General features: G+C 73.5%; 13 protein-coding genes. 12 read left to right on the top strand and 1 reads right to left on the bottom strand.

The annotated features are described in order from the left end of the window. Window positions 1–49 precede the first annotated feature (49 nt). The 4 genes from ACWCXC_RS25780 (at window position 50) to ACWCXC_RS25765 (ending at window position 3319) form a co-directional block, all read left to right on the top strand. A complete protein-coding gene (locus tag ACWCXC_RS25780) occupies window positions 50–436 on the top strand; it encodes a VOC family protein (RefSeq protein ID WP_383634306.1) in 387 nt (128 codons plus the stop codon). Window positions 437–555: 119 nt separating this feature from the next. Further along, window positions 556–1173 carry a TetR family transcriptional regulator gene (locus ACWCXC_RS25775; protein ID WP_450682060.1) on the top strand — a complete coding sequence of 206 codons (618 nt, stop codon included), beginning with the start codon at window positions 556–558 and terminating at the stop codon, window positions 1171–1173. A 176-nt stretch (window positions 1174–1349) separates the two neighbouring features. Further along, window positions 1350–2285 (top strand): ABC transporter ATP-binding protein, encoded by a 936-nt coding sequence (locus tag ACWCXC_RS25770; protein WP_450890669.1) that lies wholly within the window; start codon window positions 1350–1352, stop codon window positions 2283–2285. An 86-nt stretch (window positions 2286–2371) separates the two neighbouring features. Further along, window positions 2372–3319: an aminoglycoside phosphotransferase family protein gene (locus ACWCXC_RS25765; RefSeq protein WP_450890668.1), complete on the top strand. Its 948-nt coding sequence runs from the start codon at window positions 2372–2374 to the stop codon at window positions 3317–3319. On the opposite strand, the gene ACWCXC_RS25760 is transcribed toward ACWCXC_RS25765, so the two are convergent. After that, on the bottom strand, window positions 3303–4250 hold the full coding sequence (locus ACWCXC_RS25760) for a methionyl-tRNA formyltransferase (protein WP_450682063.1): 948 nt from the start codon (window positions 4248–4250) through the stop codon (window positions 3303–3305). The two genes, ACWCXC_RS25765 and ACWCXC_RS25760, sit on opposite strands and share 17 nt — an antisense overlap. Before the next feature lie 262 nt (window positions 4251–4512). Here ACWCXC_RS25760 and ACWCXC_RS25755 point away from each other — a divergent pair, with 262 nt between their 5' ends. The 8 genes from ACWCXC_RS25755 to ACWCXC_RS25720 all read left to right on the top strand — a co-directional run bounded on the left by ACWCXC_RS25755 (window position 4513) and on the right by ACWCXC_RS25720 (window position 24561). Continuing rightward, window positions 4513–5823, top strand: a complete 1311-nt coding sequence (locus ACWCXC_RS25755; protein ID WP_450682064.1) for a lysine N(6)-hydroxylase/L-ornithine N(5)-oxygenase family protein — start codon at window positions 4513–4515, stop codon at window positions 5821–5823. Between the two features lie 43 nt (window positions 5824–5866). Next, window positions 5867–6925, top strand: coding sequence for a FecCD family ABC transporter permease (locus ACWCXC_RS25750; protein ID WP_450890667.1), 1059 nt, complete (start codon window positions 5867–5869; stop codon window positions 6923–6925). Continuing rightward, window positions 6922–7998, top strand: a complete 1077-nt coding sequence (locus ACWCXC_RS25745) for a FecCD family ABC transporter permease (protein ID WP_450890666.1) — start codon at window positions 6922–6924, stop codon at window positions 7996–7998. Before ACWCXC_RS25750 ends, ACWCXC_RS25745 begins: the two co-directional genes overlap by 4 nt. Next, entirely contained in the window at window positions 7995–8882 is an 888-nt protein-coding gene (locus ACWCXC_RS25740) for an ABC transporter ATP-binding protein (protein WP_450890665.1), read from the top strand. Before ACWCXC_RS25745 ends, ACWCXC_RS25740 begins: the two co-directional genes overlap by 4 nt. Before the next feature lie 116 nt (window positions 8883–8998). Further along, complete coding sequence (locus tag ACWCXC_RS25735; protein WP_450682068.1) at window positions 8999–10057, top strand: iron-siderophore ABC transporter substrate-binding protein; 1059 nt, start codon at window positions 8999–9001, stop codon at window positions 10055–10057. A gap of 34 nt (window positions 10058–10091) precedes the next feature. After that, window positions 10092–11879 (top strand): ABC transporter ATP-binding protein, encoded by a 1788-nt coding sequence (locus ACWCXC_RS25730; RefSeq protein ID WP_450890664.1) that lies wholly within the window; start codon window positions 10092–10094, stop codon window positions 11877–11879. Window positions 11880–11939: 60 nt separating this feature from the next. After that, a complete protein-coding gene (locus ACWCXC_RS25725) occupies window positions 11940–22874 on the top strand; it encodes an amino acid adenylation domain-containing protein (RefSeq protein ID WP_450890663.1) in 10935 nt (3644 codons plus the stop codon). Next, entirely contained in the window at window positions 22861–24561 is a 1701-nt protein-coding gene (locus ACWCXC_RS25720) for an ABC transporter ATP-binding protein (RefSeq protein WP_450890662.1), read from the top strand. Before ACWCXC_RS25725 ends, ACWCXC_RS25720 begins: the two co-directional genes overlap by 14 nt. Window positions 24562–24579: the final 18 nt, after the last annotated feature.

Below are 24579 nucleotides of genomic sequence, written 5' to 3'. Positions count from 1 at the left end.
GGCCGCCGGGACTGGCGGACCGCGCGGCCGCTCGGGCAGGCTGGCCCGTATGTACCCGGAACTGCAGAACGTGGCGATCGACTGTGCGGATGCCTATGAGCTGGCCCGGTTCTGGAGCCGGGTGCTGGGCCACCCGCTCCACGAGGAGGACGGGCCGGGCGTGACGGAGGCGGAGGTGATGCTGCCGCACGGGCCGCTGCTCCACTTCAACCAGGTTCCCGAGCCGAAGACCGTCAAGAACCGGCTGCACCTGTGCCTGCGGCCGACGACGACCCGCGAGGCGGAGGTCGCCCGGCTCCTGGAGCTGGGCGCCACCCTCGTCGACGACCTCAGGGAGCCCGACGGCACCGGCTGGGCGGTCCTCGCCGACCCCGAGGGCAATGAGTTCTGCGTCCTGCGCAGCGCCGCCGAGCGGGCGGCGACGAGCGCGTCCTGACCCGGCGGCCGGACCACGGCGGCGGAGTGGGCCCCGCGTTACCATGAGGCTTTCTGTCCACCTGGTCGAACGGTCGGCCTGGAGCGAGCGTGCCCGGCTGGTACGGAGATCGGAGCGTCGTGTCGAGTCGACCCGCGGGCCACCAGGCGATCATCGAGGCGGCCCGGCAGGAGTTCTCCGAGCAGGGGTACGGATCGACCTCGATCCGCGACATCGCCCAGCGCGCCGGCGTCAGCCTCTCCGCCCTGTACTACTACTACAAGGGCAAGCAGGAACTGCTGGTCGCCATTCTCGACGACGGGCTCGACGCCTACTTCTCCTCCTGCGAGCGGGCGCTCGACGCGGTCGGCGACGATCCGGCCGAGCGGCTGGAGGCGCTGGTCGAGGCCACCGTGCGCTTCCGCATCGACCACCGCGCGAAGAGCAGCATCGTGCTGACCGAGGGCCGCAGCCTGGAGCCCGAGCACCTGGCCCGCTACCGCGAGAACGAGGAGCGCGGCTCCCGTCAGTTCCGCGAGGTGATCGAGGACGGGGTGGCGCGGGGGCTGTTCCTCACCCCCTACCCCGACGACGCCCGGCGCGCGGTGATCGCGATGTGCAACGCGGTCGCCCAGTGGTACCGCGCCGACGGCGAGGTCGGCCCCGACGAGCTGGTCGAGCGCTACGTCGCGCTGGCGCTCGTGGTGGTCGAGTACCGTCCCCGGGCCACCCGCCGGGGCGCCGCCGCACGCGACTGACCCCTGCCGCGCCCTTCGCGTGCTCGCTTCGTGTTGGGCACGAACGGGACAAGCAGAGGGAAGCCCCGGTGCGGTCCCCTCCGGTCGCCGCGCGTTCCCCGTTCGTTCAACTCGCCGCCCCTGGCAGGGTCGTGTGCCGGTCCTAGGGTCCTTTCCGGTCTACCGGGAAGGGACTCATGGACACGCTCCCCGCCGTCCGGGCGCGCGGCATCGTCAAGAGCTTCGGTGACGTCATCGCGCTCGACGGAGTCGATCTGGAAGTGACGCGGGGGCGGATCCACGGGCTGGCCGGCCCCAACGGGGCGGGCAAGACCACCCTGCTCGGCCTGCTCCTCGGTCTCGCCACCGCCGACGCGGGCGGGCTGGAGATCCTGGGCACCCCCGTGGGCCGGGCGCTGTCGGTCCCCGAGGGCGTCGCCGGATTCGTCGACGGCCCCGGGCTCTACCCCTCGCTCACCGCCCGGCAGAACCTGTCCGCGCTCGCCGCGCTGCACGGCGCCGGCCGCGCGGACACGGCGATCGAGGAGACCCTGGAGCAGGTCGGGCTCGGCGACGTCGCCGACGACCGCACGCGCGGCTTCTCCCTCGGCATGCGCCAGCGCCTCGGACTGGCCGCCGCCCTGCTGGCCGAACCCCGGCTGCTGGTCCTGGACGAACCCGCCAACGGCCTGGACCCGGCCGGGAAGCGGCACATCCACGGCGTCCTGACCGGGCTCGCCGCCCGTGGCACCGCCGTCGTGCTCTCCAGCCACCGCATGGACGACCTGGAGGCCCTGTGCTCCGAGGTCACCATCCTGTCCACCGGACGGGTCGTCCACTCCGGGCCCCTGGACGAACTGGCCGCCCAGGACCGCGCACTCGACTACCGGGTCCTCACCTCCGACCCCGGCGCCGCGATGAAGCCGCTGGCCGCGCGGTGGAACACCTGGAAGTCCCGGCAGCGGCTGACCGGTCCCCAGGCCGTGCCGGACTTCGCCAACCCGGCGCAGATGAACCACTTCACCTGGTACGAGACGCACAACTGGAAGCAGCCCTACCCCGGTGAGAAGAAGATCTTCGCACCGCAGGACGTCCCGGGCGCGGCGATCCCGCCGCCCGAGTCCGACGGCTGATCCGACCCCCGGCGGGCCGGGGGTGGGGGTCCGGCACCGGACCCCGACCACCCCGCGTCGGCCGGATCCGGCTACGGTGGGGCGGCATGACCTCCACCGAGACCGAGATCACCGCCGAACTCGTCGTCGGGCTGCTGCGCGAGCAGCATCCCGATCTGGCCGGCCGGCCCGTCCGCCTCGGTGCGCGCGGCTGGGACAACCAGCTCTGGCGGCTGGGCGACGACCTCGCCGTACGACTGCCCTGGGCGACGGAGCGCTCCGACGAACTGCTGCGCAAGGAACACACCTGGCTGCCCGTCCTCGCCCCGAGGCTGCCCCTGCCGGTGCCCGTGCCGCAGCGCATCGGGGAGCCCTCCGCGCGCTTCCCCCGGCCCTGGACCGTCACCACCTGGGTGCCCGGGACACCCGGCGACCGGGCACCGGCCACCCGGGCGGACCACGCGGCCGAGACCCTGGCCGCCTTCCTGAGGGCGCTGCACCGTCCGGCCCCCGACTCCGCGCCGACCGGAGGATTCGGCAGGGGCGGACCGCTCTCCGCGATCTCCGACGCCGTGCTCAGGACGATCGCGACGGCCGCCGGACAGGGGCTGATCGACGACCCGGACGCCGTCCGGGCGGTCTGGGAGGACGCGGTCGCCGCACCCGTGTGGGAGGGGCCCGCGCTCTGGCTCCACGCGGACCTCCACCCGGCCAACGTCCTCACCGAGGACGGCGGTTTCTGCGGGGTGATCGACTTCGGCGACCTCTGCTGCGGCGACCCGGCGGGCGATCTGGGGTCCGCCTGGGTACTGCTGCCGGACGGGGCGATCGACCGCTTCCACGCGGCGTACGGACCGGCCGCCGACCCCGCGACCCGGCGCCGCGCCCGGGGCTGGGCCGTGGTGCAGGCGCTGACCGGCCTCTCCGTCGGCGACGCGGGGGACCACGGCCGGCCCGGCGGCAAGTCCTCCTGGGGCCCGCCCGCGCGCGCCTCGCTGCGCCGCCTCCTGGAGACGGCGCCCCGGGACGGCGGGCGGCTCAGGGCCGGCTGGTGAGATAGCCGCCCATGGTCGTGAAGTACTCCGTCGCCGCCAGCTCCCGGCCGTCCTCGGTGCGCACCCGGGTGATCGCCAGACCGCGGTTGCGGCCGGTGCGGGCGTCCGCCCCCGCGACGATCACGACGCCCTCGCCCTCGCGGTAGAAGATGCGGCCGGGCGTGCCCCCGTAGCGCCCCTGGGAGACGACGGCGGCGAGGATGTCGAGGCGGCGGCCCCGGTGGAAGGCGTAGGCGCTGGGGTAGGGCTCGGACTGGGCGCGCACCAGGCGCTCCAAGTCCTCGGCGGGCCAGTTCCAGTCGATACGGATGTCCTCGTCGGAGCGCTTGTGGAAGAAGCTCGCCTGCGAGCGGTCCTGGCGGGTGAACTCGGTCCGCCCGGACGCGATGAGGGCGAGCGCGCCGGTGGTGACCGGCGCGATGAGGTCGACGGTCTTGTGGAACAGGTCGGTCGCGGTGTCCGTCGGGCCGACCGGGACCGCCTCCTGCCGGACGATGTCGCCGGCGTCGAGTTCGTCGTTCATCAGGTGCGCGGTGACGCCCACTTCGCTCTCGCCGTTGATCAGCGCCCAGATCAGCGGGGAGAATCCGGCGTACTTCGGCAGCAGTGAGTCGTGGATGTTCAGCGTGCCGTGCCGGGGGAGGGTGAAGACGCGCGGCGGGATCCAGGTGCGCCAGTTGTTGGCCACGATGATGTCCGGATCGGCCGCGCGCAGGCGCTCGTACAGTTCGTCGTCGTCCGGCCGGTTGCGGATCAGCACCGGGACGCCGTGCTCCTCGGCGAGGTCGGCGACCGAGTCGCTCCAGATCTTCTCGTACGCGTGCTCGCTCCTGGGATGCGTCACGACCAGCACCACGTCGTGCTCGGAATCCAGCAGGGCGCGCAGGGTGCGGTGCCCCCAGGTCTGATAACCGAACATGACGACCCGCATGGGGTTCCTCCTCAGCATGGGAACGGTGCGAGGCAAGTAAAGCAAGGCTTACCTTATCCTGCAACGAGCCCTCGCGGGCGCGCAGTTGTGTCGACGTTCGCTGCCGCTTGGCCGAAATCGCTGTCCGGATCTGACCTATCGACACCGTCGCGTGATTAACTTAGCCTTACCTAAGTTCAACGGGCCGGTCCTTCGGCGTGCCCGTCCTTCGTACTGTCTCCGCACCTGGCGCGCGGCGGCTTTCCCGCACGATGGGAGTGAAATGTCACAGGTTCGTCCTGGCGACGCACCACCGGTCCACGACCTCATCGGAATCGGCTTCGGGCCGTCCAACGTGGCCATGGCGATCGCGGTCAGCGAGCACAACGCGGCGGGCGCGGGGGAGCCGTTGAACGCGCTGTTCTTCGAACGCCAGCCCAGCTTCGGCTGGCACCGCGGCATGCTCATCGACGACGCGACGATGCAGGTGTCCTTCCTCAAGGACCTGGTGACGCTGCGGAACCCCTCCAGTGCGTTCAGCTTCCTGTGCTACCTCCAGAGCAAGGGACGGCTGATCGACTTCATCAACCACAAGAACCTCTTCCCGCTCCGGGTCGAGTTCCACGACTACTTCGAGTGGGCCGCGGCGCAGGTCGACGACATGGTCGCCTACGACCACGAGGTCGTCGCCGTGACACCGGTCCTCGTCGAGGGCGTCGTGGAGTACCTGGACGTCACGGTCCGCTCCGGCCGGGGCCTCGCCGTCCACCGCGCCCGCGACCTCGTCGTGGGCACCGGGCTGCGCCCCCTCCTGCCGGACGGCGTCGAGCGCGGCGAGCGCATCTGGCACAACTCCGAACTGCTCGCCCGGATCGACGAGTTGGACGGCGCCTCGCCCCGCCGCCTGGTGGTGGTCGGGGCCGGCCAGAGCGCCGCCGAGAACGTCGCCTATCTGCACCGGCGCTTCCCCGGCGCGGAGATCTGCGCGGTCTTCTCGCGCTACGGCTACAGCCCCGCCGACGACAGCAGCTTCGCCAACAAGATATTCGACCCCGGCGCGGTCGACGAGTTCTACGCCGCCCCCGAGGGCGTCAAGCGCCGTCTGATGGACTACCACGGCAACACCAACTACTCGGTGGTGGACATCGATCTGATCGACGACCTCTACCGGCAGATGTACCAGGAGAAGGTGCTCGGAGCCGAACGGCTGCGCTTCCTCAACGTCTCGCGGCTGGAGGAGGCCAAGGAGACGCCCGACCACGTCCGGGCCACCGTCCGCTCCCTCGTCACGGGCGAGGAGACCCTGCTGGAGGCCGATCTCGTCGTCTTCGCGACCGGCTACAGCCCCGCCGACCCGCTCGCCCTGCTCGGCGACGTCGCCGGCCACTGCCTGCGCGACGAGGAGGGCCGGGTCCGCGTCGAACGCGACTACCGGATCTCCACCGACGACACCGTGCGCTGCGGCATCTACCTCCAGGGCGGTACCGAGCACACGCACGGCATCACCTCCGCGCTGCTGTCCAACACCGCCGTGCGCGTGGGCGAGATCCTCGAATCGATGCTCGCCCGGGGCTCCGCGCCCGCCCCGCGCTGACCGCTGCCGCACACCCGTGACCCGAGGGATGACGTACGCCGACATGAGCACCACCGCAGTGGAGCGCCCCGCACCCCGGGGCCCCGCCGACGCCCGCCGCAAACGGGTCGCGGGACTGGGCGCGCTGGTGGTGCTCCTCGTCCTCGCGTCCGCCGTCTCCCTGGCGGTGGGCGCGCGGGCGCTGAGCCCCGCCGAGGTCTGGCACGGACTGTTCGCCGCGCCCGAACCGGACCAGCGGCTCACCGAGATCCGGCTCATCGTCCACACCGTGCGGCTGCCGCGCACCGTCCTGGCCGTGGTCGCGGGCCTCGCGCTCGGCGTCGGCGGCGCCCTGATCCAGGGCTACACGCGCAATCCGATCGCGGACACCGGACTGCTGGGGGTGAACGCCGGCGCCTCGTTCGCGGTGGTGTCGGCGATCGCGGTGTTCGGGCTGACCGACCCGTTCCAGTACGTGTGGTTCGCCTTCGCGGGCGCGGCCGTCTCCGGCGTCGTCGTCTTCGCCCTGGCCAGTATCGGCCGCGGGGCCGGCAACCCGCTGACGCTCGCGCTGGCGGGCCAGGGCATCACGGTGTTCCTGGCGGCTACGACGACCGCCGTCGCGCTGTCGGACCAGAAGTCGCTGAACGCGCTGCGGTTCTGGAACGCCGGCTCGGTGGCGGGCGTCGGGTTCGACGTCATCGGCCCGGTGGCGGTGTTCGTCGCCCTCGGCCTGGTGGCCGCCCTGTGCGTGCTGCCCTCCCTCAATCTGCTGAACCTCGGGGACGACGTGGCGCGGGGGCTGGGCGTGGACATCGCCCGCAGCCGCACGGTCGGGATCGTCGCCGTCACGCTGCTGGCGGGCGCGGCGACGGCGGCGTGCGGACCGATCGCCTTCCTCGGGCTGATGGTGGCTCATGTGGCCCGCCATCTCACCGGTCCCGACTACCGCTGGCTCGTCCCGTACGCGGGTCTGCTCGGCGCGGTCGTCCTGCTGGTCTGCGACATCGCGGGCCGGGTGGTGGTACGGCCGGGCGAGCTTGACTCCGGTGTCGTCGTGGCGCTGCTGGGCGCCCCGTTCTTCGCGGGCCTGGTGTGGCGCGGAAAGTTCAGGAGCGCATGAACGTGACAGAGGTGCGGCGCCCGGTCCTGGCGCGGGGTGTGCGCTGGGGCGGGATGTCGGTGGTGCTGCGGCCCCGGGTCGCCCTGGTCACCCTGGCCCTGGCGGCGGTCGCCTTCCTGGTGTTCTGCCTGTCCATCGCCGTCGGGGACTTCCCGATCGCGCTGCCCCGGGTGATCGCCACCCTCTTCGGCGGGGGCGAACGCGTCGACGCCTTCGTCATCATGGACCTGCGGATGCCGCGCGCCCTGGCCGGGGCGGTCGTGGGGGTCGCGCTCGGGGTGTCCGGGGCGATCACCCAGTCCGTCGCCCGCAACCCGCTGGCCAGCCCGGACGTCCTCGGGATCACCGGCGGCGCGGGCATGGTCGCGGTGTTCCTGGTGACGGTGTCGGGCGGGGCGTCGGCGGCCGTGGCCGGCACGCTGGGACTGTCGCTGGCGGCGCTCGCCGGCGGGCTCGGGGCCGGACTGCTGGTGTACCTCCTGGCCTGGCGGCGCGGGGTGGACGGCTTCCGGCTGATCCTCATCGGGATCTCGGTGAGCGCGATGACCGAGGCCGTCACGACCTGGCTGCTGGTCGGCGCCGACATCCGGGATGTGGCCCGCGCCCAGGCCTGGCTGGTCGGTTCGCTGGACAACCGCTCCTGGGACGACGTGCGGACGGCGCTGTGGTGCTCGCTCGCCCTGCTGGTGGTCGTGGCCTGCGCGGTCTTCCCGTTCAAGCCGATGCACCTGGGCGACGACGTCGCGGCCGGCCTCGGGGTGCGCCACACCCGGGTCCGCGCCGTCCTGCTGCTGTGCGCCGTGCTGCTCGCCGCCGTCGCGGTGAGCGCGGCGGGCCCGGTGCCCTTCGTCGCCCTCGTGGCACCGCAGGTGGCGATGCGTCTGGCGCGCTGTCCCACACCGCCGTTGGTGGCCTCCGGGCTCTTCGGCGCGGTGCTGCTCACCGGCGCCGATCTGATCGCCCGAGCCGTGCTGCCCGCCTCCCTGCCCGTGGGCGTCGTGACCGCCGTGATCGGCGGCCCGTTCCTGGTGTACCTGCTGGTACGGGCGAACCTGCGGCAGGGCGCCGCATGACCGACGAGCCGGACCACCCCGACGAAGGAGCACCCGTGGCCGTCCACCCCGTCACGACCGTCCCCGAGGCCGCGCAGGCGGACCCGGGCCCCCCGCGGCTGACCGCCCGGGGCGTCACCGTCGGATACGGCGGCCGGACCGTCATCGACGGCCTGGACGTGGAGATTCCGCCCGGGGTCGTCACGACCGTCATCGGCCCCAACGGCTGCGGGAAGTCCACCCTGTTGCGGACCCTGAGCCGGCTGCTGAAACCGGCCGCCGGCACCGTGGTGCTGGACGGGGACGACATCTCCCGGCTCAGGACCCGGGACGTGGCCAGGAAGCTCGGCCTGCTGCCGCAGGCACCCGTCGCGCCCGAGGGGCTGACGGTCGCCGACCTGGTGGCGCGCGGCCGTCACCCGCACCAGAGCTGGCTGCGGCAGTGGTCCTCCGACGACGCCGACGTGGTGGCCGACGCGCTGGCGCTGACCGGGGTCTCCGAACTCGCCGACCGCCCGGTGGACTCGCTGTCCGGGGGGCAGCGCCAGCGGGTCTGGATATCGATGACCCTGGCCCAGGGCACCGATCTGCTCCTGCTCGACGAGCCGACCACGTATCTCGACCTGGCGCACGCCATCGACGTGCTCGATCTCGTGGACGATCTGCACGAGTCCGGCCGCACGGTGGTCATGGTCCTCCACGACCTCAACCTCGCGACGCGCTACAGCGACAACCTCGTGGTGATGCGCGGGGGAGAGATCCTGGCCCAGGGCCATCCGCGCGAGGTGATCACGGCCGAGCTGCTGGACGAGGCGTTCGGCCTGCGCGCCAGGGTGATCGACGATCCGGTGGGCGACCGCCCCCTGATCGTGCCCATCGGCCGCACCCACGTCCCGCTCAACTGAGGCGCGGACCAAGGAAGTAGAAGAATTTAGGCTAGGCTACCCTCATCTCATAGAGGTAAGGTTTGGCTGCCCTTACTCAAGGGCTCAGTGGACAGTGCGACAGCAAGGGAATCCGGATGCTCCTCCATAGAACGACGCCCATGAAGCCCTGGCGGCGACTGGCGGCCACCCTGTCGGCGGCGGCCCTCGGCGTCGGCCTCCTGGCGGGGTGCGGATCCGACACGAAGGACGACGCGGACAAGACGGCCGACAAGGCCCCGGCCGCCGCGGGCGCCTTCCCGGTGACCGTGGAGCACGCCTTCGGGTCCACCGAGATCACCAAGGCCCCGGAGCGCGTCGTCTCCGTCGGCTACACCGACGACCAGGCGATCCTCGCCCTCGGCATCAAGCCGGTCGGCATGGTCGACCAGTACCCCAACCCCGAGGGCACGACGCCCGACATCAACACCCAGTGGCCCTGGGTGAAGGACAAGTGGGGCGACGCCCGTCCCGAGGTCATCATGAAGAACGGTGACGCGGGCCCCAACTACGAGAAGATCGCGTCCTTGCGGCCGGATCTGATCATCGCGGTCTACTCGGAGATCGACCGGGCCGCCTACGACAAGCTCTCCAAGATCGCTCCGACGGTGGGCCGCACCAAGGCGGAGAAGGAGCCCTTCAGCGCCCCGTGGCAGGACAACGCGGTGCACATCGCCAAGGCCCTCGGCAAGGAGAAGGAGGGCAAGGACCTGGTCGCCGGCATCCAGACGAAGCTGGACGCCGCCGCGAAGGCCCACCCCGAGTTCGCGAAGCAGACCGCCGTCCCGCTCTCCTGGTACGACAACTCGGTCGCGCCGTTCACCACCACCGACGTCCGGGGACGCCTGGTGACCGGCATCGGCTACCAGGGCGCCACGGAGATCGACAAGATCGCCGGCGGGAAGTTCTACACCAAGCTCTCGCCCGAACGCATGGACCTGGTCGACGTCGACCGCATCTTCGTGATCAACGACAAGGCCGACACGGAAGCCCTCAAGAAGTCCCCGCTCTTCGCCAACCTCAAGGCGGTCAAGGAGGGCCGGGTCTCCTACCTCCTGGACAGCGAGGGCCCGGCCGTCGGCGCCGCCATGTCCCAGGGGACGCTGCTGTCGCTGCCGTACGCGATCGACGAACTCGTGAAGTCGGCCGCCCCGTGACCCCCTTCGCCCGGCACACCCCGGACGTTCTCGGGTGAGCGCCGCCACGTCCCGCGCCGTCCCGGCCGCCCTGTCCACGGCGACCGGCCGGGAGGCCGCCCGATGGCTCGCGGAGCACTGCCGCGCGATGCCGTGGCTGACGGCGGCCACCGTGGGCACCACGGTGGCCGGGGCGGCGCTCCAGGTGCTCCCGGTGCTGCTGCTCGGCCAGGTGGTCGACGGCGTGACCGGGGGCGAGCCCCGGTCCCTGCTGGTCAGGATCGGTGTCCTGATGGTGGCCGCCGCGCTGTTCGGCGCGGTGGCCACCGCGGCGTCGACGTACCTCATCGGACGGCTCGGCGCGGACCTGCTCGCCCGGCTGCGGGAGCGCGCCGTGCGCGCGGTCCTGGCGATGCCCAGCGCCCGCATCGAGCAGGTGGGGCGGGGGGACGTGCTGTCCCGGGTCGGTGACGACGTCGCCGTGCTGTCGCGGGGCATCCGCTCCGCCGTCCCCACCGTGTTCACCGCCGGGGTGCTGGTGGCCATCGCGACCCTGGGCATGTTCGGTCTCGACTGGCGGCTCGGACTGGCCGGGGCCGGAGCGCTGCCCGCGTACGCGTTGGCCCTGCGCTGGTACCTGCCCCGCTCCGCCCCCCTCTACCGCCGGCAGCGGGCCGCCCAGGCCGACCGGGCCCAGGCCCTGATCAGCGGACTCGACGGGATCGACACGGTCCGCGCCTACCGGCTGGAGGGCGCGTTCCGGGAGAAGGTCACGGAGGAGTCCTGGCGGGTGCGGAACCTCGGCATCGACGTCTTCCGCTTCTTCGGGCGCTTCGTCGGCCGGGAGAACCGCGCCGAGTTCATCGGTCTGGTGCTGATCCTCCTGGTCGGGTACGCGCTCCTGGAGGGCGGATCGGCCACGCTCGGGGAGGTGGCGGCCGCCCCGCTGATGTTCCACCGGCTGTTCACCCCGCTCGGCGCCATCATGTTCACCTTCGACGAGGCGCAGAAGTCCGGCGCCTCCCTGACCCGGCTGGTCGGCGTCGTGGGGGAGGACGCCCAGGAGCGCCTGGTGGGGGACGGCGGGGTCGACGCCCCCGAGGCCGCGTCCCACCCCGTCTCGGTGGAGAAGCTGACCTTCGGCTACCCCGGCTCCGAGGAGCCGGTGCTGCGGGACGTCAGTCTGACGATCCCGGCCGGGAGTTCGCTCGCCCTGGTCGGGGCGACCGGGGCCGGGAAATCCACCCTGGCCGCGCTGATCGCGGGCATCGGGACGCCCTGGAGCGGTGCGGTGCGCATCGGGCCGCACGATCTGGCGGATCTGGACGAGGCGGGCGCACGGGCGCTGGTGAGCATCCTGACGCAGGAGACGCACGTCTTCTCCGGGCCGCTCGCCGACGATCTGCGCCTGGCCGCCCCGGAGGCGACCGACGACGAACTGGCCGACGCGCTGCGGACCGTGGGCGCGGCCTCCTGGGTGGAAGGGCTGCCCGAGGGGACGCGGACCGCCGTCGGTGAGGGCGGTGAGCGGCTGGACGGCACCACGGTCGCCCGGATCGCGCTGGCCCGGCTGGTGCTGGGGCGGGCCCCGGTCGTCGTGCTCGACGAGTCGACCGCGGAGGCCGGCAGCGAGGGCGCTGCCGAACTGGAACGCGCGGTGCTGGCCGCCTGCGCGGGCCGCACCACCCTGTTCGTGGCGCACCGGCTGACCCAGGCGATGGCCGCGGACCGGATCGCCGTCCTGGACGCCGGACGCGTGGTGGAACAGGGCACGCACGACGAACTGGTGGCCCTGGGCGGCCGGTACGCGCGCCTGTGGCGGGCCTGGCGAGAAGGTAGTTAGGTAAGCCTTAGTTAGGCTAGGCTAAGTCGCATATCTCGGATGGGGAAGCGGAGTCTTACCATGATGGAACCGGTCGCTCGTCTCGTACGGCTCTCCGACCCCGGACTGGCGGATCTGCGCCGCCGGACCGGGGAGCACACGGACCGGGCCCTGACCGAGGCATGCGCCATCGCCCTCTCCCACTGGGCGACCGGCCGGAGCCCCGAGGGCATCGACCTCACCCCCGCCACCCTCTTCGCCGACGTCATCGGCTGGGCCGGCAACGGCGGTCGGGCCCCCGCCGGCTGGGAGGCCGACCCGGAGGCCCGCACCGTCGCCGTCCCCGAAGGTGTCGACCTGTCCGAGGCGCAGCGCGCCCTCGACGACCTCGCGGACTTTCCCGACCGCCCGCTCGGCACCGTCGGCCCCTCCGGGCGCGCCGAACGCCTCGCCGCGCTCGCCGCATGGAACGACACCGACGCCGACCGCGAACGGCCCACTCTGGTCGAGATGTTCCGCGACCGGGCGCGGGAGCGCCCCGACGCCGTCGCGATCACCGACGAGCACCGTAGCCTGACCTACCGTCAGACGGCCGAGATGTCCGCCCAGTTGGCCCACCATCTGCGGGAGCGCGGACTGGCCGCCGAACAGGTGGTGGGCATCTCCCTGGACCGCTCCGCCGACATGGTCGTCGCCCTGCTCGGCGTACTCCAGGCCGGCTGCGCCTTCGTCCCCCTCGATCCGCGCTGGCCGGCCGCCCGCCGGGCCGTCGTCGTCGAGGACGCCCGCGTCGTGCTCCAGCTCAACAGCTCGGGCAGCCATGCCCCGGACGAACCGCCGGCCGTCGCCGTCGACCTCGGGGACTGGGGCTTCACCGCCCACCCCACCGAGGCGCCCCCGGTCACGATCCCCGGCCCCGCCCTCGCGTACGTCATCTTCACCTCCGGCTCCACCGGCCGCCCCAAGGGGGCGATGATCCGTCACGAGGCCATCAGCGAACGCCTGTTGTGGCAGGTGAACGAGATCCTGGGCTTCGGGCACGACGACGCCTCGCTGTTCAAGGCGCCGCTCTCGTTCGACATCTCCATCAACGAGATCTTCCTCCCGCTGGTGTGCGGCGGCCGGCTGGTCGTCCTGCGCCCCGACGGCGAACGCGACCCGCACCACCTTCTCGGCGTCATCGCCGACCAGCGCGTCACCTTCACCTATCTGGTCTCCTCCATGCTGGACGTCCTGCTGGAGATCGCCGGGGACTCGGGCCGGCTGGACAGCCTGCGGCACGTGTGGTGCGGGGGCGAGGTGCTGACCCCCGAGCTGTACGAGCGCTTCCGCACCCGACTCGACATCCCGATGTACCACGGCTACGGTCCCGCCGAGACGACGATCGGGGTCTCCCACGTCATCTACCGGGGCGCCGCCGAACGCCTGTCGACCTCGATCGGCCGGGCCAACCCCAACACCCGGCTCTACGTCCTCGACGACGAACTGCGCCCCGTCCCCACCGGAGTCGGCGGCGAACTCTACGTCGGCGGCTTCCTCCTGGGCCGCGGCTACGTCAACGCGCCCGCACTGACCGCCTCCCGCTTCGTCGCCAACCCCTTCGCCACCGACGGATCACGCCTCTACCGGACCGGCGACCTCGCCCGCTACGCCCCCGACGGCACGCTCGACTTCCTCGGCCGCGCCGACAACCAGGTCAAGATCCGCGGCATGCGCCTGGAACTGGAGGACGTCGAGGCGGGCCTCGCCGAACACCCCGGCGTACGGCACAGCTGCGTCGTCGCCCGGAAGAACACCGCGGGCGGCAGCTATCTCGTCGGCTACGTGATCCCCGCCGCCGGGCACGAGGAGCTGACGTCCGACGACGTGAGGGCCTGGGCCGAGGCCCACATGGTCGCGTACATGGTCCCCGCCCATCTGGTCGTCCTCGGCGAGTTCCCGCTCACCGCCAACGGCAAGACGGACCGCGCCGCCCTTCCCGACCCCGTCGTCACCACCGGCCCTCTCCTCGCCCCCGCCACCGAGAACGAACGCCTGGTCTGCGCCGCCGTCGCCGCCGTGCTCCGCCTCGACGCGGTCGGCACGGACCAGGACTTCTTCCGGCTCGGCGGCGACAGCATCCTGGCGATCTCGCTGCTGAGCGCCCTGCGCGCGGCGGGCCTCCATGTGACGGCGCGGCAGATCTTCACCCACAGCGTCGTCGGCGCGCTCGCCGCCGTGGCGAGCCGCGAGGAACCTGCCGCCGCCCCCGACGACGACGTGCCGACCGGCACCGTCAGCGGATCGCCCGTCGTGCGCTGGCTCGGCACCACCACCGACGCCGTCGACGGCTTCGTGCAGTCGGTGGTCCTGAACACCCCGGCCGGGCTGACCGACGACGCCCTCGACACGCTCCTCACCGCACTGGTGCGCCGCCACGCCATGCTCCGCGCCCGGCTGGTGCGCGGCGACCACTGGGGCTTCGAGATACCCGGGGCGGAGGAGGCCGTGGCCGGCTGGGAGAGCAGCGACCTCCTCCCCCTCGACGCCTGCGTCGACCTCGCCACCCGCGCCCTCGACCCCGACCGGGGCGTGATGCTGCGTGCCGTCCGGCGGCCGGCGGACCGGCAGGTCGTGATCGTCGTCCACCACACCGTCGTCGACGGCGTGTCCTGGCGGATCCTCATGGACGACCTGGCCGCCGGATGGCGCCGCCGCACCGCGGGCGAATCCGTGGACGACACCCCGGCCGGCACCTCCTTCAGGCGCTGGACCGAACTGCTGGAACAGACCGCCTTCGACGCCGACCGCGCCCACTGGGCCCGCCCGCTGCCCGGCACCGACCAGCCGCTCGGCCGGCGCGCGCTCACCGCCTCCGACACCGTCGCCCGCGAACGCGCCCGCACGCTCACCCTCGACCCCGCCACCACCGCCGCGCTGCTCGGCGACGTCCCCGCCCGCTTCCACGCCGGCGTCAACGACGTCCTGCTCACCGCCCTGGCAGTGGCCCTGGCCGGGTGGCGCCGCGACCTCGGCCAGGACCAGACCTTCGCCCACATCGAACTGGAGGGCCACGGCCGCGAAGGGCGCTTCGTCACCGCACCCGAGCCCGATCTCTCGCGCACCGTGGGCTGGTTCACCACCCTGTTCCCGGTGACCGTCGACCCCGGCACCGCCGCCGACCCCACCACCCCCGACCACCTCACCGCCGCCCTCAAGGCCGTCAAGGACGCACTGGCCCGGGTCCCCTCCAACGGACTCTCCTACGGCGTGCTGCGCCATCTCCACGACACCCCGTTCGACGCCCCCGCCCCACAGGTCCTCTTCAACTACCTCGGCCGCTTCGACTCCGGCGGCGCCGGGGACTGGCAGCTCGCCACGGCCACCGGACAACTCGGCGAGAAGCGCGACCCCGGCATGCGCCTGCCGCGCGCCCTGGAGTTCAACCTCATCGCCGAACCGGCCGGCGACGACAGCGGCGGATACGCCCTCGTCACCACGATCACCTGGCCCGACGGCGTCTTCACCGACGACGACATCACCACGATCGCCGGCCATCTGCGTACGGCCCTGATCGGACTCGCCGCCCTCGAAACCGGCGGCCACTCACCCGGCGACTTCCCCGCGCTCCCGCTCACCCAGGACGACGTCGACGCCCTCGACGGCCCCGCCCTCCTCGACATCCTGCCGCTGACCCCGCTCCAGGAAGGGCTGTACTTCCACTCCGTCTACGACGACGACGCGGCCGGCAGCTACGTCGAACAGCAACTGCTCACCCTGGAGGGCGAGGTGGACACCGGCCGGCTCGCCGCGGCCGCCACCCGGCTCCTCGCGCTGTACCCCAACCTCGCCGCACGGTTCGTCGCCCTCGCGGACGGCCGGGTCGTCTCCGTCCTGGAGAGCGGCGTCGAGGCACCCTTCACCGTGCTCGACCGCCCCGGCATCACCGACGAGGAGATCGCCGCCCTCGCCGAGGCGGACCGCCGCGCCGGATTCGACCTGGCCGCCGGACCGCTGATGCGCTGCACCCTGGTGCGCGGCGGCCCCGGCCGCACCGTGCTCGTCCAGACCGTGCACCACATCGTGGCCGACGGCTGGTCCGTCCCGCCGATGCTGCGCACCCTGCTGGCCGAGTACCACCGGCCGGGCGGTGAGTACCGCACCGGCGGCTTCGCGGACTACGTGCACGCGCTCGCCGCCCACGACGACGAGGCGGCCGACCGCGTCTGGGACGAGGAACTGGCCGGCCTGCCCGGTCCCTCGCTCGTCGCCGAGGGACACACCCCCTCCGACCGCTTCGCCGACTGCGTCCGCGTCCCGGAGACCGACATCGACGCGGCCGTCCGCGCGGCCGGGGTGCCCCTGAGCGTCGCCGTGCACAGCGCCTGGGCCGTGACGCTCGGCTCCCTGCTGCACGCCGACGACGTCGTCCTCGGCTCCACCGTCTCCGGCCGCGACGCCGACGTCCCCGGCATCGCGGACATGGTCGGCCTGTTCATCAACACCATCCCCGTCCGGGCCCGCTGGAGCGCCACCACCACCGCCGGACAGCTCCTCGCCCGGGTGCGGGCGCACCAGAGCGCCGTCCTGCCCCACCAGCACGTCTCGCCCGCCGCCCTCGGCCGCCGCACCGGCGCGCGCTTCGACACCCTGGTGGTGTTCGACGTCGCCACCGACGTCGAGGCCCTGCGCCGCCCCGGCGACACGCTCGCGATCACCCGGATCGTCAACGAGGGCGCCCCGCACTACCCGTTGACCCTCGTCGTGGAGCGCACCGCCGACGGCCGCCCGCGCTTCAACCTCATCCACGACGGCGCGCTGCTGCGCACCGAGGGCGCCACGGCGCTCCTCGACCGCTTCCTGCGCACCCTCACAGCCCTGCTCACCCGGCCGGACACCCCGGTCGCGCGGATCGCGGCCGAGGACGTCCGCCGCCCCGAGCCGTTCACCCCGACCACCCTGGACGCGCTGTTCGACACCGCCGCGCGCCGCGACCCGGCGGCCGTCGCCGTCACCCAGTGCGCCCTGGACGGAACGACCCGCTCCCTCACCTACGGCGAACTCGCCACGGCCAAGGACGCGTTGGCCGACGCCCTGCGCGCGGCGGGCGTGGCCCCCGGCACCCGGGTCGCCGTCGCCGTGCCGCGCTCCCTCGACCAGGTCGTCGCGCTCCTCGCCGTCGTCTCGGCCGGCGGCGCGTACGTCCCGCTCGACCTCGCCTACCCCGACGAGCGGCTGGCGTACGTCCTGGAGGACGCCGCCCCCGAGGCCGTCCTGGTCGACCGCGCCCAGCGCGAGCGCTTCGCCCGCCTCCTGGAACGGACCGGCTCCCCGGCCCGGGTCCTCGTGCTGGGCGAGGAGCGACGGCACACCGGAGCACCCGTCCCGGCCGCCGCACGGCCCGGCCCCGGCGACCCGGCGTACGTCATCTACACCTCGGGCTCCACCGGTCGCCCCAAGGGCGTCGCCGTCCCGCACTCCGCCGTGGTGGCGCTGCTCGCGCACACCCGGCCCGACATGGGCTTCGGCCCGCACGACGTCTGGGTCCAGTTCCACTCGTACTCCTTCGACTTCGCGGTCTGGGAGCTGTGGGGCGCACTCGTCCACGGCGGCGAACTGCTGGTGCCGGACTACGCCCTGACGCGCTCCCCGGTGGACTTCCACCGGCTGGTCCGCGAGCGCGGGGTGACCGTGCTCAACCAGACCCCCTCGGCCTTCTACCGGTTCATCGAGGCCGACCGGCACTCCGCCGAGCCGGTCACCTCGCTGCGCCGGATCGTCTTCGGCGGCGAGGCCCTGGACCCGGCGCGGCTGCGCGGCTGGACCGAGCGGTACGGCACGGCCCGGCCCGAACTCGTCAACATGTACGGCATCACCGAGACCACCGTCCACGTCACCCACCGGGTCCTTCGTGACGACGACCTCGGCGCCGGCGTCAGCCCCATCGGCGGACCGGTCCCGGGTCTGACGACGCACCTCCTGGACGAGCGGCTGCGCCCCGTCCCGCCGGGCCGGGTGGGCGCGATCTATGTCGCGGGCGACCAGGTGGCGCTGGGCTATCTCGGCCGGACCGGGCTGACCGCGGGCCGCTTCGTCGCGGACCCGTTCGCCGCCGACGGCTCCCGGATGTACCACACGGGCGATCTGGCGCGCCGCACCCTGGACGGGGAGCTGGAGTTCGCCGGACGCGCCGACGACCAGGTCCAGCTCAAGGGCTTCCGGATCGAGCTCGGCGAGGTCGAGTCCGTGATCAGGTCGCTGGAGGGCGTCACCGACGCCGCCGTCACCGTGGCGGACGCCGGTGACCATCTCGTCGCCCATGTCGTCGGCCGGGTGCCGGACGACCTCACCGCCCTGCTGGCCGCCGCGCTGCCCGCGCACATGGTGCCGGGCCGCACGCGCCGGATCGAGGCGCTGCCCCTGACCGTCAACGGCAAGCTGGACCGCAGGGCGCTCGCCGAGGCCGCCGCCCGCGACGCGGACCCGGCCGCCCCGGACGCCGGCCCGCCCGCCGCGCCGGACGGCGCGGCGCTCGACGCCCTGACCGAGGTCTTCGCCGCCGGGCTGCCGGACGCCGACGTGGACGCCGACACCGACTTCTTCGCGGCCGGCGGCGACAGCATCCTCGCCATCACCGTGATCAACCGGGCCCGCGCCCTCGGCCTCGCCATCGCGCCCCGGGACGTCTTCCTCCACAAGACCCCGCGCGCGCTCGCCGCCGCGCTCGCTGCGCGGACACCGGGGTCCGCCCCCGCCGCCCCGGCCCACCGCGCGGACGGACCGCTCGTCCCGACCCCGGTCATGCTGCGCCGGCGCGAACTCGGCGGCTCCCTCGCCCGGTTCGCCCAGGCCCGCGCCCTGACCGTCCCCGGGGGAGTCTCCCTCGCGGACATCGAGCGCGCCGTGAACACCGTCGTGGCCGCCCACCCCATGCTCCGCCTCGCCCTGGACGTACGCCACGGCGTCTGGTCCCTGCGCACCGAGGCCCCCCGCCCGGTCCTTCTCGCGCGGCCCGGTGCCGGGGACGCCACCGCCACGCACGCCGACGACGCGACCGCCGCCGCGAACGAGGCCGCCGGGCGGCTCGATCCGGAGCGGGGCGAGACCGTCGCGTTCACCTGGCTCGCCGCGAGCCGGACCCTGGTCGTCACCGCGCACCACCTCGCCGTGGACGCGGTCTCCTGGCTGATCCTGCTGGACGACCTGGACACGGCCCTGCGCGGGGCGCCGCTCGCCCCGCCCACCACGTCCTACGCCGAGTACGCCGAGGCGCTGAGCACCCGGGCCTCGGCGGCGGGCGGAGACCCCGCCCCCTGGATGGCCGCGCTCGCCGCGCCCCCGCTGCTGCCCGCCGTGACCGGGCTGCGCGAGAGCGTCGTGGTCCTCGACCCGGAGACCAGCGACCGGGTGACCCGCACCGCGCCGGCCGCCCTGGGCCTCGGCCTGACCGAACTGCTCTGCGGCGCCCTGCGCACCGCCCTGACCCGGATCCAGGCCACGCCCACCGATCTCGCGATCGACCTGGAGCGGCACGGCCGGGTCCCCGTCGCGGACCACCACGACTACAGCCGTACCGTCGGCTGGTTCACCGCGATCGCCCCGGTCCGCCTCACCGCGCACACCGACCCGATCGAGGCCGCCCGCGAGCTGACCGCCCGTCAGCCGGACGAGGAGGGCCACCTCGCGTACGGCCAACTGCGCTATCTCAACCCGCAGACGGCCCCGCTGCTCACCGCCCGCCCGCAGGTGCTCTTCAACTACCTCGGCCGGGGCGGCGAGTCCCGGGCGCCGGCGATCACCGGCGCCGACGAGGGCGCGCCGTACGCCGTCGAGGTCAACGCCTGGACCGACGACACCACCGGATCGCTGCACGCCTCCTTCCTCCTGGCCGACACCCTCCCCGGCGACCCGGCCGCCCACTGGCGGAGCGCGCTGGAGGAGATCGCGGACGCCGCCGCGACGGCCGAGCGCACCGCGCCGGTCGGCCCCCTCCAGCGCGGCCTGTACTTCCAGGCCCAGCTGGCGGACGCGGACACCGCCGGCCACTACGTGGCCCAGAGCCGCTTCGCCTTCGACCGGCGCCTGGACCCCGACGCGCTCGCCGAGGCCATGGCGGCCGTGATCGCCCGGCACCCCGGCGTCGGCGCCGGATTCGCCACCGACGACGAAGGCACCCCCGTGCAGCTCCTCGGGGCGGGGCGGCGCGTCCCGGTCCGCGTCGTCGAGGTGGACGGCCCGGCCGAGGCGGACGCCCTGTGCGCCGAGGACCGCACCACCGGCTTCGACCCCGCGCGCCCGCCGCTGGTGCGGCTCACCGTGCTGCGGCTCCCCGGCGGGTGCGACACCCTGCTGCTGAGCTACCACCTGCTCCTGTGGGACGGCTGGTCGCGGGAGATCCTGCTGCGCGACCTCTTCGAGGCATACCGCCGCGTCCTGGCGGGCGAACCGCTGGACACGGCCCCGGCCCGGCCCGGCTTCGAGGACCACGTCCGGGCCCTTGCCCGCCGCGACCCGTCCGCCGCCGAAGGCTTCTGGGCCGCGCACCTCGCCCCGCTCAGCGGGCCCACCCTGCTCGCCGGTGCCCGGCCCGTCCTCACCGGCACGCTGCCCGTTCCGCTCGTGCGCACGCTGTCCGCCGCGCTCTCGGACCGGCTGCGCACGGCCGCGCGGGCCCACGGCGTCACCTTGAACACGGTGCTGACCGGTGCGTTCGGACTGCTGCTCGGCGCGCACACCGGACGCTCCGACGCGGTGTTCGGCGTGACCGTCTCGGGCCGCGACGGCGAGGGGCTCTCCGACATCGTCGGCGTCCTGCTCAACACCGTGCCGATGTGGACCCGCGCCCGGCCCGACGCCACCGTCCGGGAGTATCTGACCGGCATCCAGGAGAGCCGGGCCGCGGCGATGGACCACGAGCACCTGGGGCTCGGCGAGATCCAGCGGGCCGCCGGGCACGACACCCTGTTCGACAACCTGTTCGTGCTCCAGAACTTCCTGGACCTCGACGCGCTCGCCGCGATGAACGCCCGCCACGGCATCACCTCCGTACACGCCGACGACTCGACGCACTACCCGTTCACCTGGGTCGTCACCCCCGGCGAACGGCTCACCGTCAAGCTGGAGCACCGCGAGGACGACCCGGAGCGGGCCCGGCACCTGCTCGACGGCTATCTGCGGGTCCTGGAGGACCTGGCGGACGCCACCGGACCGCTCGGCGCCCTCCCCGGACTCGGCACCCTCGCGGCTCCCGCCGAGGCCACGGACATCGGCACGGACACCGTCGTCGACCGCTTCGACGCGGCGGCCGACCGGCACCCCGAGCGGACCGCCCTGGTGGCCCACGGCGCGACCCTCACCTTCGGCGGACTGCGCGACCGCAGCCGGGCCCTCGCGGGGGTGCTCGCCGCACGCGGCATCGGGCCCGAGCGGACCGTCGCCCTGGCCGTCCCGCGCTCCCTCGACTCCCTCGTGGCGCTCTTCGCCGTCCTGCGGACCGGAGCCGCCTACGTCCCCCTCGAACTCGACCACCCGGACGAGCGGATCGCCGCGATCCTCGACGAGGCCCGCCCCGACACGATCCTCACGGTGAGCGCGGTCGCCCCCCGACTGACCGGCGACCTCATCGAACTGGACCGCCCGCTGCCGCCCGCCGAACCGCTGCGCACCTTCGACCCGGACGACCCGGACCGGCTGCGCCACCCCGCGTACACGATCTTCACCTCGGGCTCGACGGGCCGGCCCAAGGGGGTGGTGACCGAGTACGCCGGACTCACCAACATGCTGATCAACCATCAGAGGCGGATCTTCCGACCGGTCCTCGCCGAGCACGGCCACCGCACCTTCCGCATCGCGCACACCGTGTCGTTCGCCTTCGACATGTCCTGGGAGGAACTGCTCTGGCTGGCCGACGGCCACGAGGTGCACATCTGCGACGAGGAACTGCGCCGCGACGCGCCCCGGCTGGTCGCCTACTGCCGGGAGCACGGCATCGACGTCGTCAACGTCACCCCGACCTACGCCGGACAGCTGGTCGCGGAAGGACTGCTCGACGACCCGGAGCGGCGGCCCGCCCTGGTGCTGCTGGGCGGCGAGGCCGTCACCCCGTCCCTCTGGCAGCGGCTCGCCACCACACCGGGCACGGTCGGCTACAACCTCTACGGGCCGACCGAATACACCATCAACACTCTCGGCGTCGGCACCTTCGAATGCCCCGACCCGGTGGTCGGCGTCCCGATCGACAACACCGAGGTGTACGTGCTCGATCCGTGGCTGCGCCCGCTGCCGGACGGGGCGCCGGGCGAGCTGTACGTCTCCGGCGTGGGCATCGCCCGCGGCTACCTGGGACAGCCCGCGCTCACGGCCGAACGCTTCGTCGCCTGCCCGTTCGCCGCGCCCGGCACCCGCATGTACCGCACCGGCGACCTGGTCGTGCGGCGCCCCGACGGCAACCTGAGCTATCTGGGCCGCACCGACCAGCAGGTCAAGATCCGGGGCCACCGGGTGGAACCCGGCGAGGTGGAGGCCGCGTTCGCCGCCCACCGGGCGGTGCGGTTCGCCGCCGCCGTCGCCCAGCCCGACCCCACGACCGAGGGGACGTATCTGCTCGCCGCCTATCTGGTGCTCGACGGGGCGGAACTGGCCGACGTCGCCGCCGAGGTGGGCGCCTCGCTCCCCGACTTCCTGCGCCCCACCCACTACGCGGAGGTCGACCGGATCCCGCTGACCGTCAACGGCAAGGCCGACACCAAGGCCCTCCCGCCCGCCCGGCCCCTGGGCGTCCTGACCGGCACCGCCGACCGGGCGCCGCGCCCCGGAACCGAGACCGAGGTCTGCGCCTTCTTCGCCGAGGCGCTGGACCTGGACGACGACGAGGTCGGCGCGGTCAGCGACTTCGTCGCCCTCGGCGGACACTCCATGGTCGCGGTCCGGCTGGTCGGGCTGCTGCGCCGTGAGTACGGTCCGGTGATCACGATCCGCGAACTGCTCACCCTGCGCACCCCCGAAGCGATTGCCGGTCACCTCGATGCACACTCCTGACAAGCGGCGGACCGCCCAGGGCGCCGCCATCCTGCGCACCGCGCTGCGCCGCAACATCGGCGCCATGGCCCGGGGCACCATCCTCATGGGGCTCTACCAGGCGGGGGAGACGGCCTTCCCCATCGCCCTCGGCCTGATCGTCGAGCACACCCTGCGCGAGCGGAGCGCCGGTTCGCTGGGGCTCGCGATCGGGGCGCTGGCCGTCATCATCACGACGGTGTCGCTGTCCTGGCGCTTCGGCATGCGGGTGCTCCAGAAGGCCAACACGACCGAGGCGCACCGCTGGCGGGTCCAGGTCGCCTCCTGCGGACTGGAGCCCGTGGGCCGCGACATCGGTCTGAAGTCCGGCGAGGTGCTGACCGTCGCCACCGAGGACGCGGACTCGACCGCCGACATCATCGAGGTGGTGCCGCTGCTGATCAGCTCCCTGGTCGCGGTGCTCGTCGCGGCGGTCGCCCTGGGCCTCGCGGACCCGCGCCTGGGCCTGCTGGTGATCGTGGGGACCGTCGTCATCCTGTCGATCCTGAGCGTGATGTCCCGGCGGATCGGCGCGAGCACCCAGGAGCAGCAGGCCCGGGTCGCCCGCGCCGGCGCCAAGGTCGCGGACCTCATCACGGGGCTGCGCCCGCTGCACGGCTTCGGGGGCAACCACGCCGCGTACGTCTCCTACCGCGAGGTCAGCGCGGAGGCCAGGCGCCAGGCCGTCACCGTCGCCCGGATCAACGGCGCCTATGCGGGCGTCGCCCTCGCGCTGAACGCGGCCCTCGCCGCCGCCGTGACCCTCACGGCCGGCTGGCTGGCCTTCGAGGGGCGGATCACCATCGGGGAACTCGTCATGGCGGTGGGCCTGGCGCAGTTCATCATGGAACCGCTGAAGATGTTCTCGGAGATGCCCAAGTACGTCATGATGGCCCGCGCGTCCGCCGAGCGGATGGCCCTGGTCCTGGGCGCGCCGCCGCTCGCGGAGCCGGGGACGGACGGCCCGCCGCCCGGCGGCGGGCTGGAGCTCGACGGGGTCAGCCACGGAGAGCTGCGCGGACTGGAACTACGGGTCGCGCAGGGCGAGTTCGTCGCGATCACCGCCTACCGTCCGCGCGCGGCCGCCGATCTCGTCGCGGTGCTGGCCCTGAACGTGCCTCCGGCGGCCTACGAGGGGCAGGTGCGCCTCGGCGGTGTGCCGCTCGCGGACCTCTCGGCCGAGGCGGTGCGCGGGCATCTGCTGGTGAACCCGTCCGACGCGGAGATCTTCGCCGGCACCCTGCGCAGCAACATCGACCCCTCGGGCACCGCGCGGAACGTGGCGGAGGCCGTGGAGGCGTCGATGCTCACCGATGTGGTGGCGCTGCACCGCGAGGGACTGGACCACGCCGTGCGCGACCGGGGCGCCAACCTCTCCGGGGGCCAGCGCCAGCGCCTCTCGCTGGCCCGCGCGCTCGCCGCCGACGCCGAGATCCTGGTGCTGCACGACCCGACGACCGCCGTGGACGCGGTCACCGAACAGCTCATCGCGCGCAATCTGGCGACGCTGCGGCGGGGCCGCACCACCGTCGTGCTCACCAGCAGCCCGGCCGTGCTGGACGCCGCCGACCGGGTGCTGGTCCTGGACGACGGCGTCGTCGCGGCCGAGGACACCCACCGCAACCTCCTGGCCCGCGACGAGGCGTACTGCCGGGCGGTCGCCCGGTGACCGGGGCCGGGGCGCCGC

The sequence above is a fragment of the Streptomyces sp. NPDC001515 genome (genome assembly GCF_053597115.1).
This window is presented reverse-complemented; position numbering and strand designations above follow the sequence as displayed.

Coding starts and splice junctions, on each gene's coding strand:
- ACWCXC_RS25780 (WP_383634306.1), top strand. CDS start 50: ATGTACCCGGAACTGCAGAACGTGGCGATCGACTGTGCGGATGCCTAT.
- ACWCXC_RS25770 (WP_450890669.1), top strand. CDS start 1,350: ATGGACACGCTCCCCGCCGTCCGGGCGCGCGGCATCGTCAAGAGCTTC.
- ACWCXC_RS25765 (WP_450890668.1), top strand. CDS start 2,372: ATGACCTCCACCGAGACCGAGATCACCGCCGAACTCGTCGTCGGGCTG.
- ACWCXC_RS25760 (WP_450682063.1), bottom strand. CDS start 4,250: ATGCGGGTCGTCATGTTCGGTTATCAGACCTGGGGGCACCGCACCCTG.
- ACWCXC_RS25755 (WP_450682064.1), top strand. CDS start 4,513: ATGTCACAGGTTCGTCCTGGCGACGCACCACCGGTCCACGACCTCATC.
- ACWCXC_RS25750 (WP_450890667.1), top strand. CDS start 5,867: ATGAGCACCACCGCAGTGGAGCGCCCCGCACCCCGGGGCCCCGCCGAC.
- ACWCXC_RS25745 (WP_450890666.1), top strand. CDS start 6,922: ATGAACGTGACAGAGGTGCGGCGCCCGGTCCTGGCGCGGGGTGTGCGC.
- ACWCXC_RS25740 (WP_450890665.1), top strand. CDS start 7,995: ATGACCGACGAGCCGGACCACCCCGACGAAGGAGCACCCGTGGCCGTC.
- ACWCXC_RS25735 (WP_450682068.1), top strand. CDS start 8,999: ATGCTCCTCCATAGAACGACGCCCATGAAGCCCTGGCGGCGACTGGCG.
- ACWCXC_RS25725 (WP_450890663.1), top strand. CDS start 11,940: ATGATGGAACCGGTCGCTCGTCTCGTACGGCTCTCCGACCCCGGACTG.
- ACWCXC_RS25720 (WP_450890662.1), top strand. CDS start 22,861: ATGCACACTCCTGACAAGCGGCGGACCGCCCAGGGCGCCGCCATCCTG.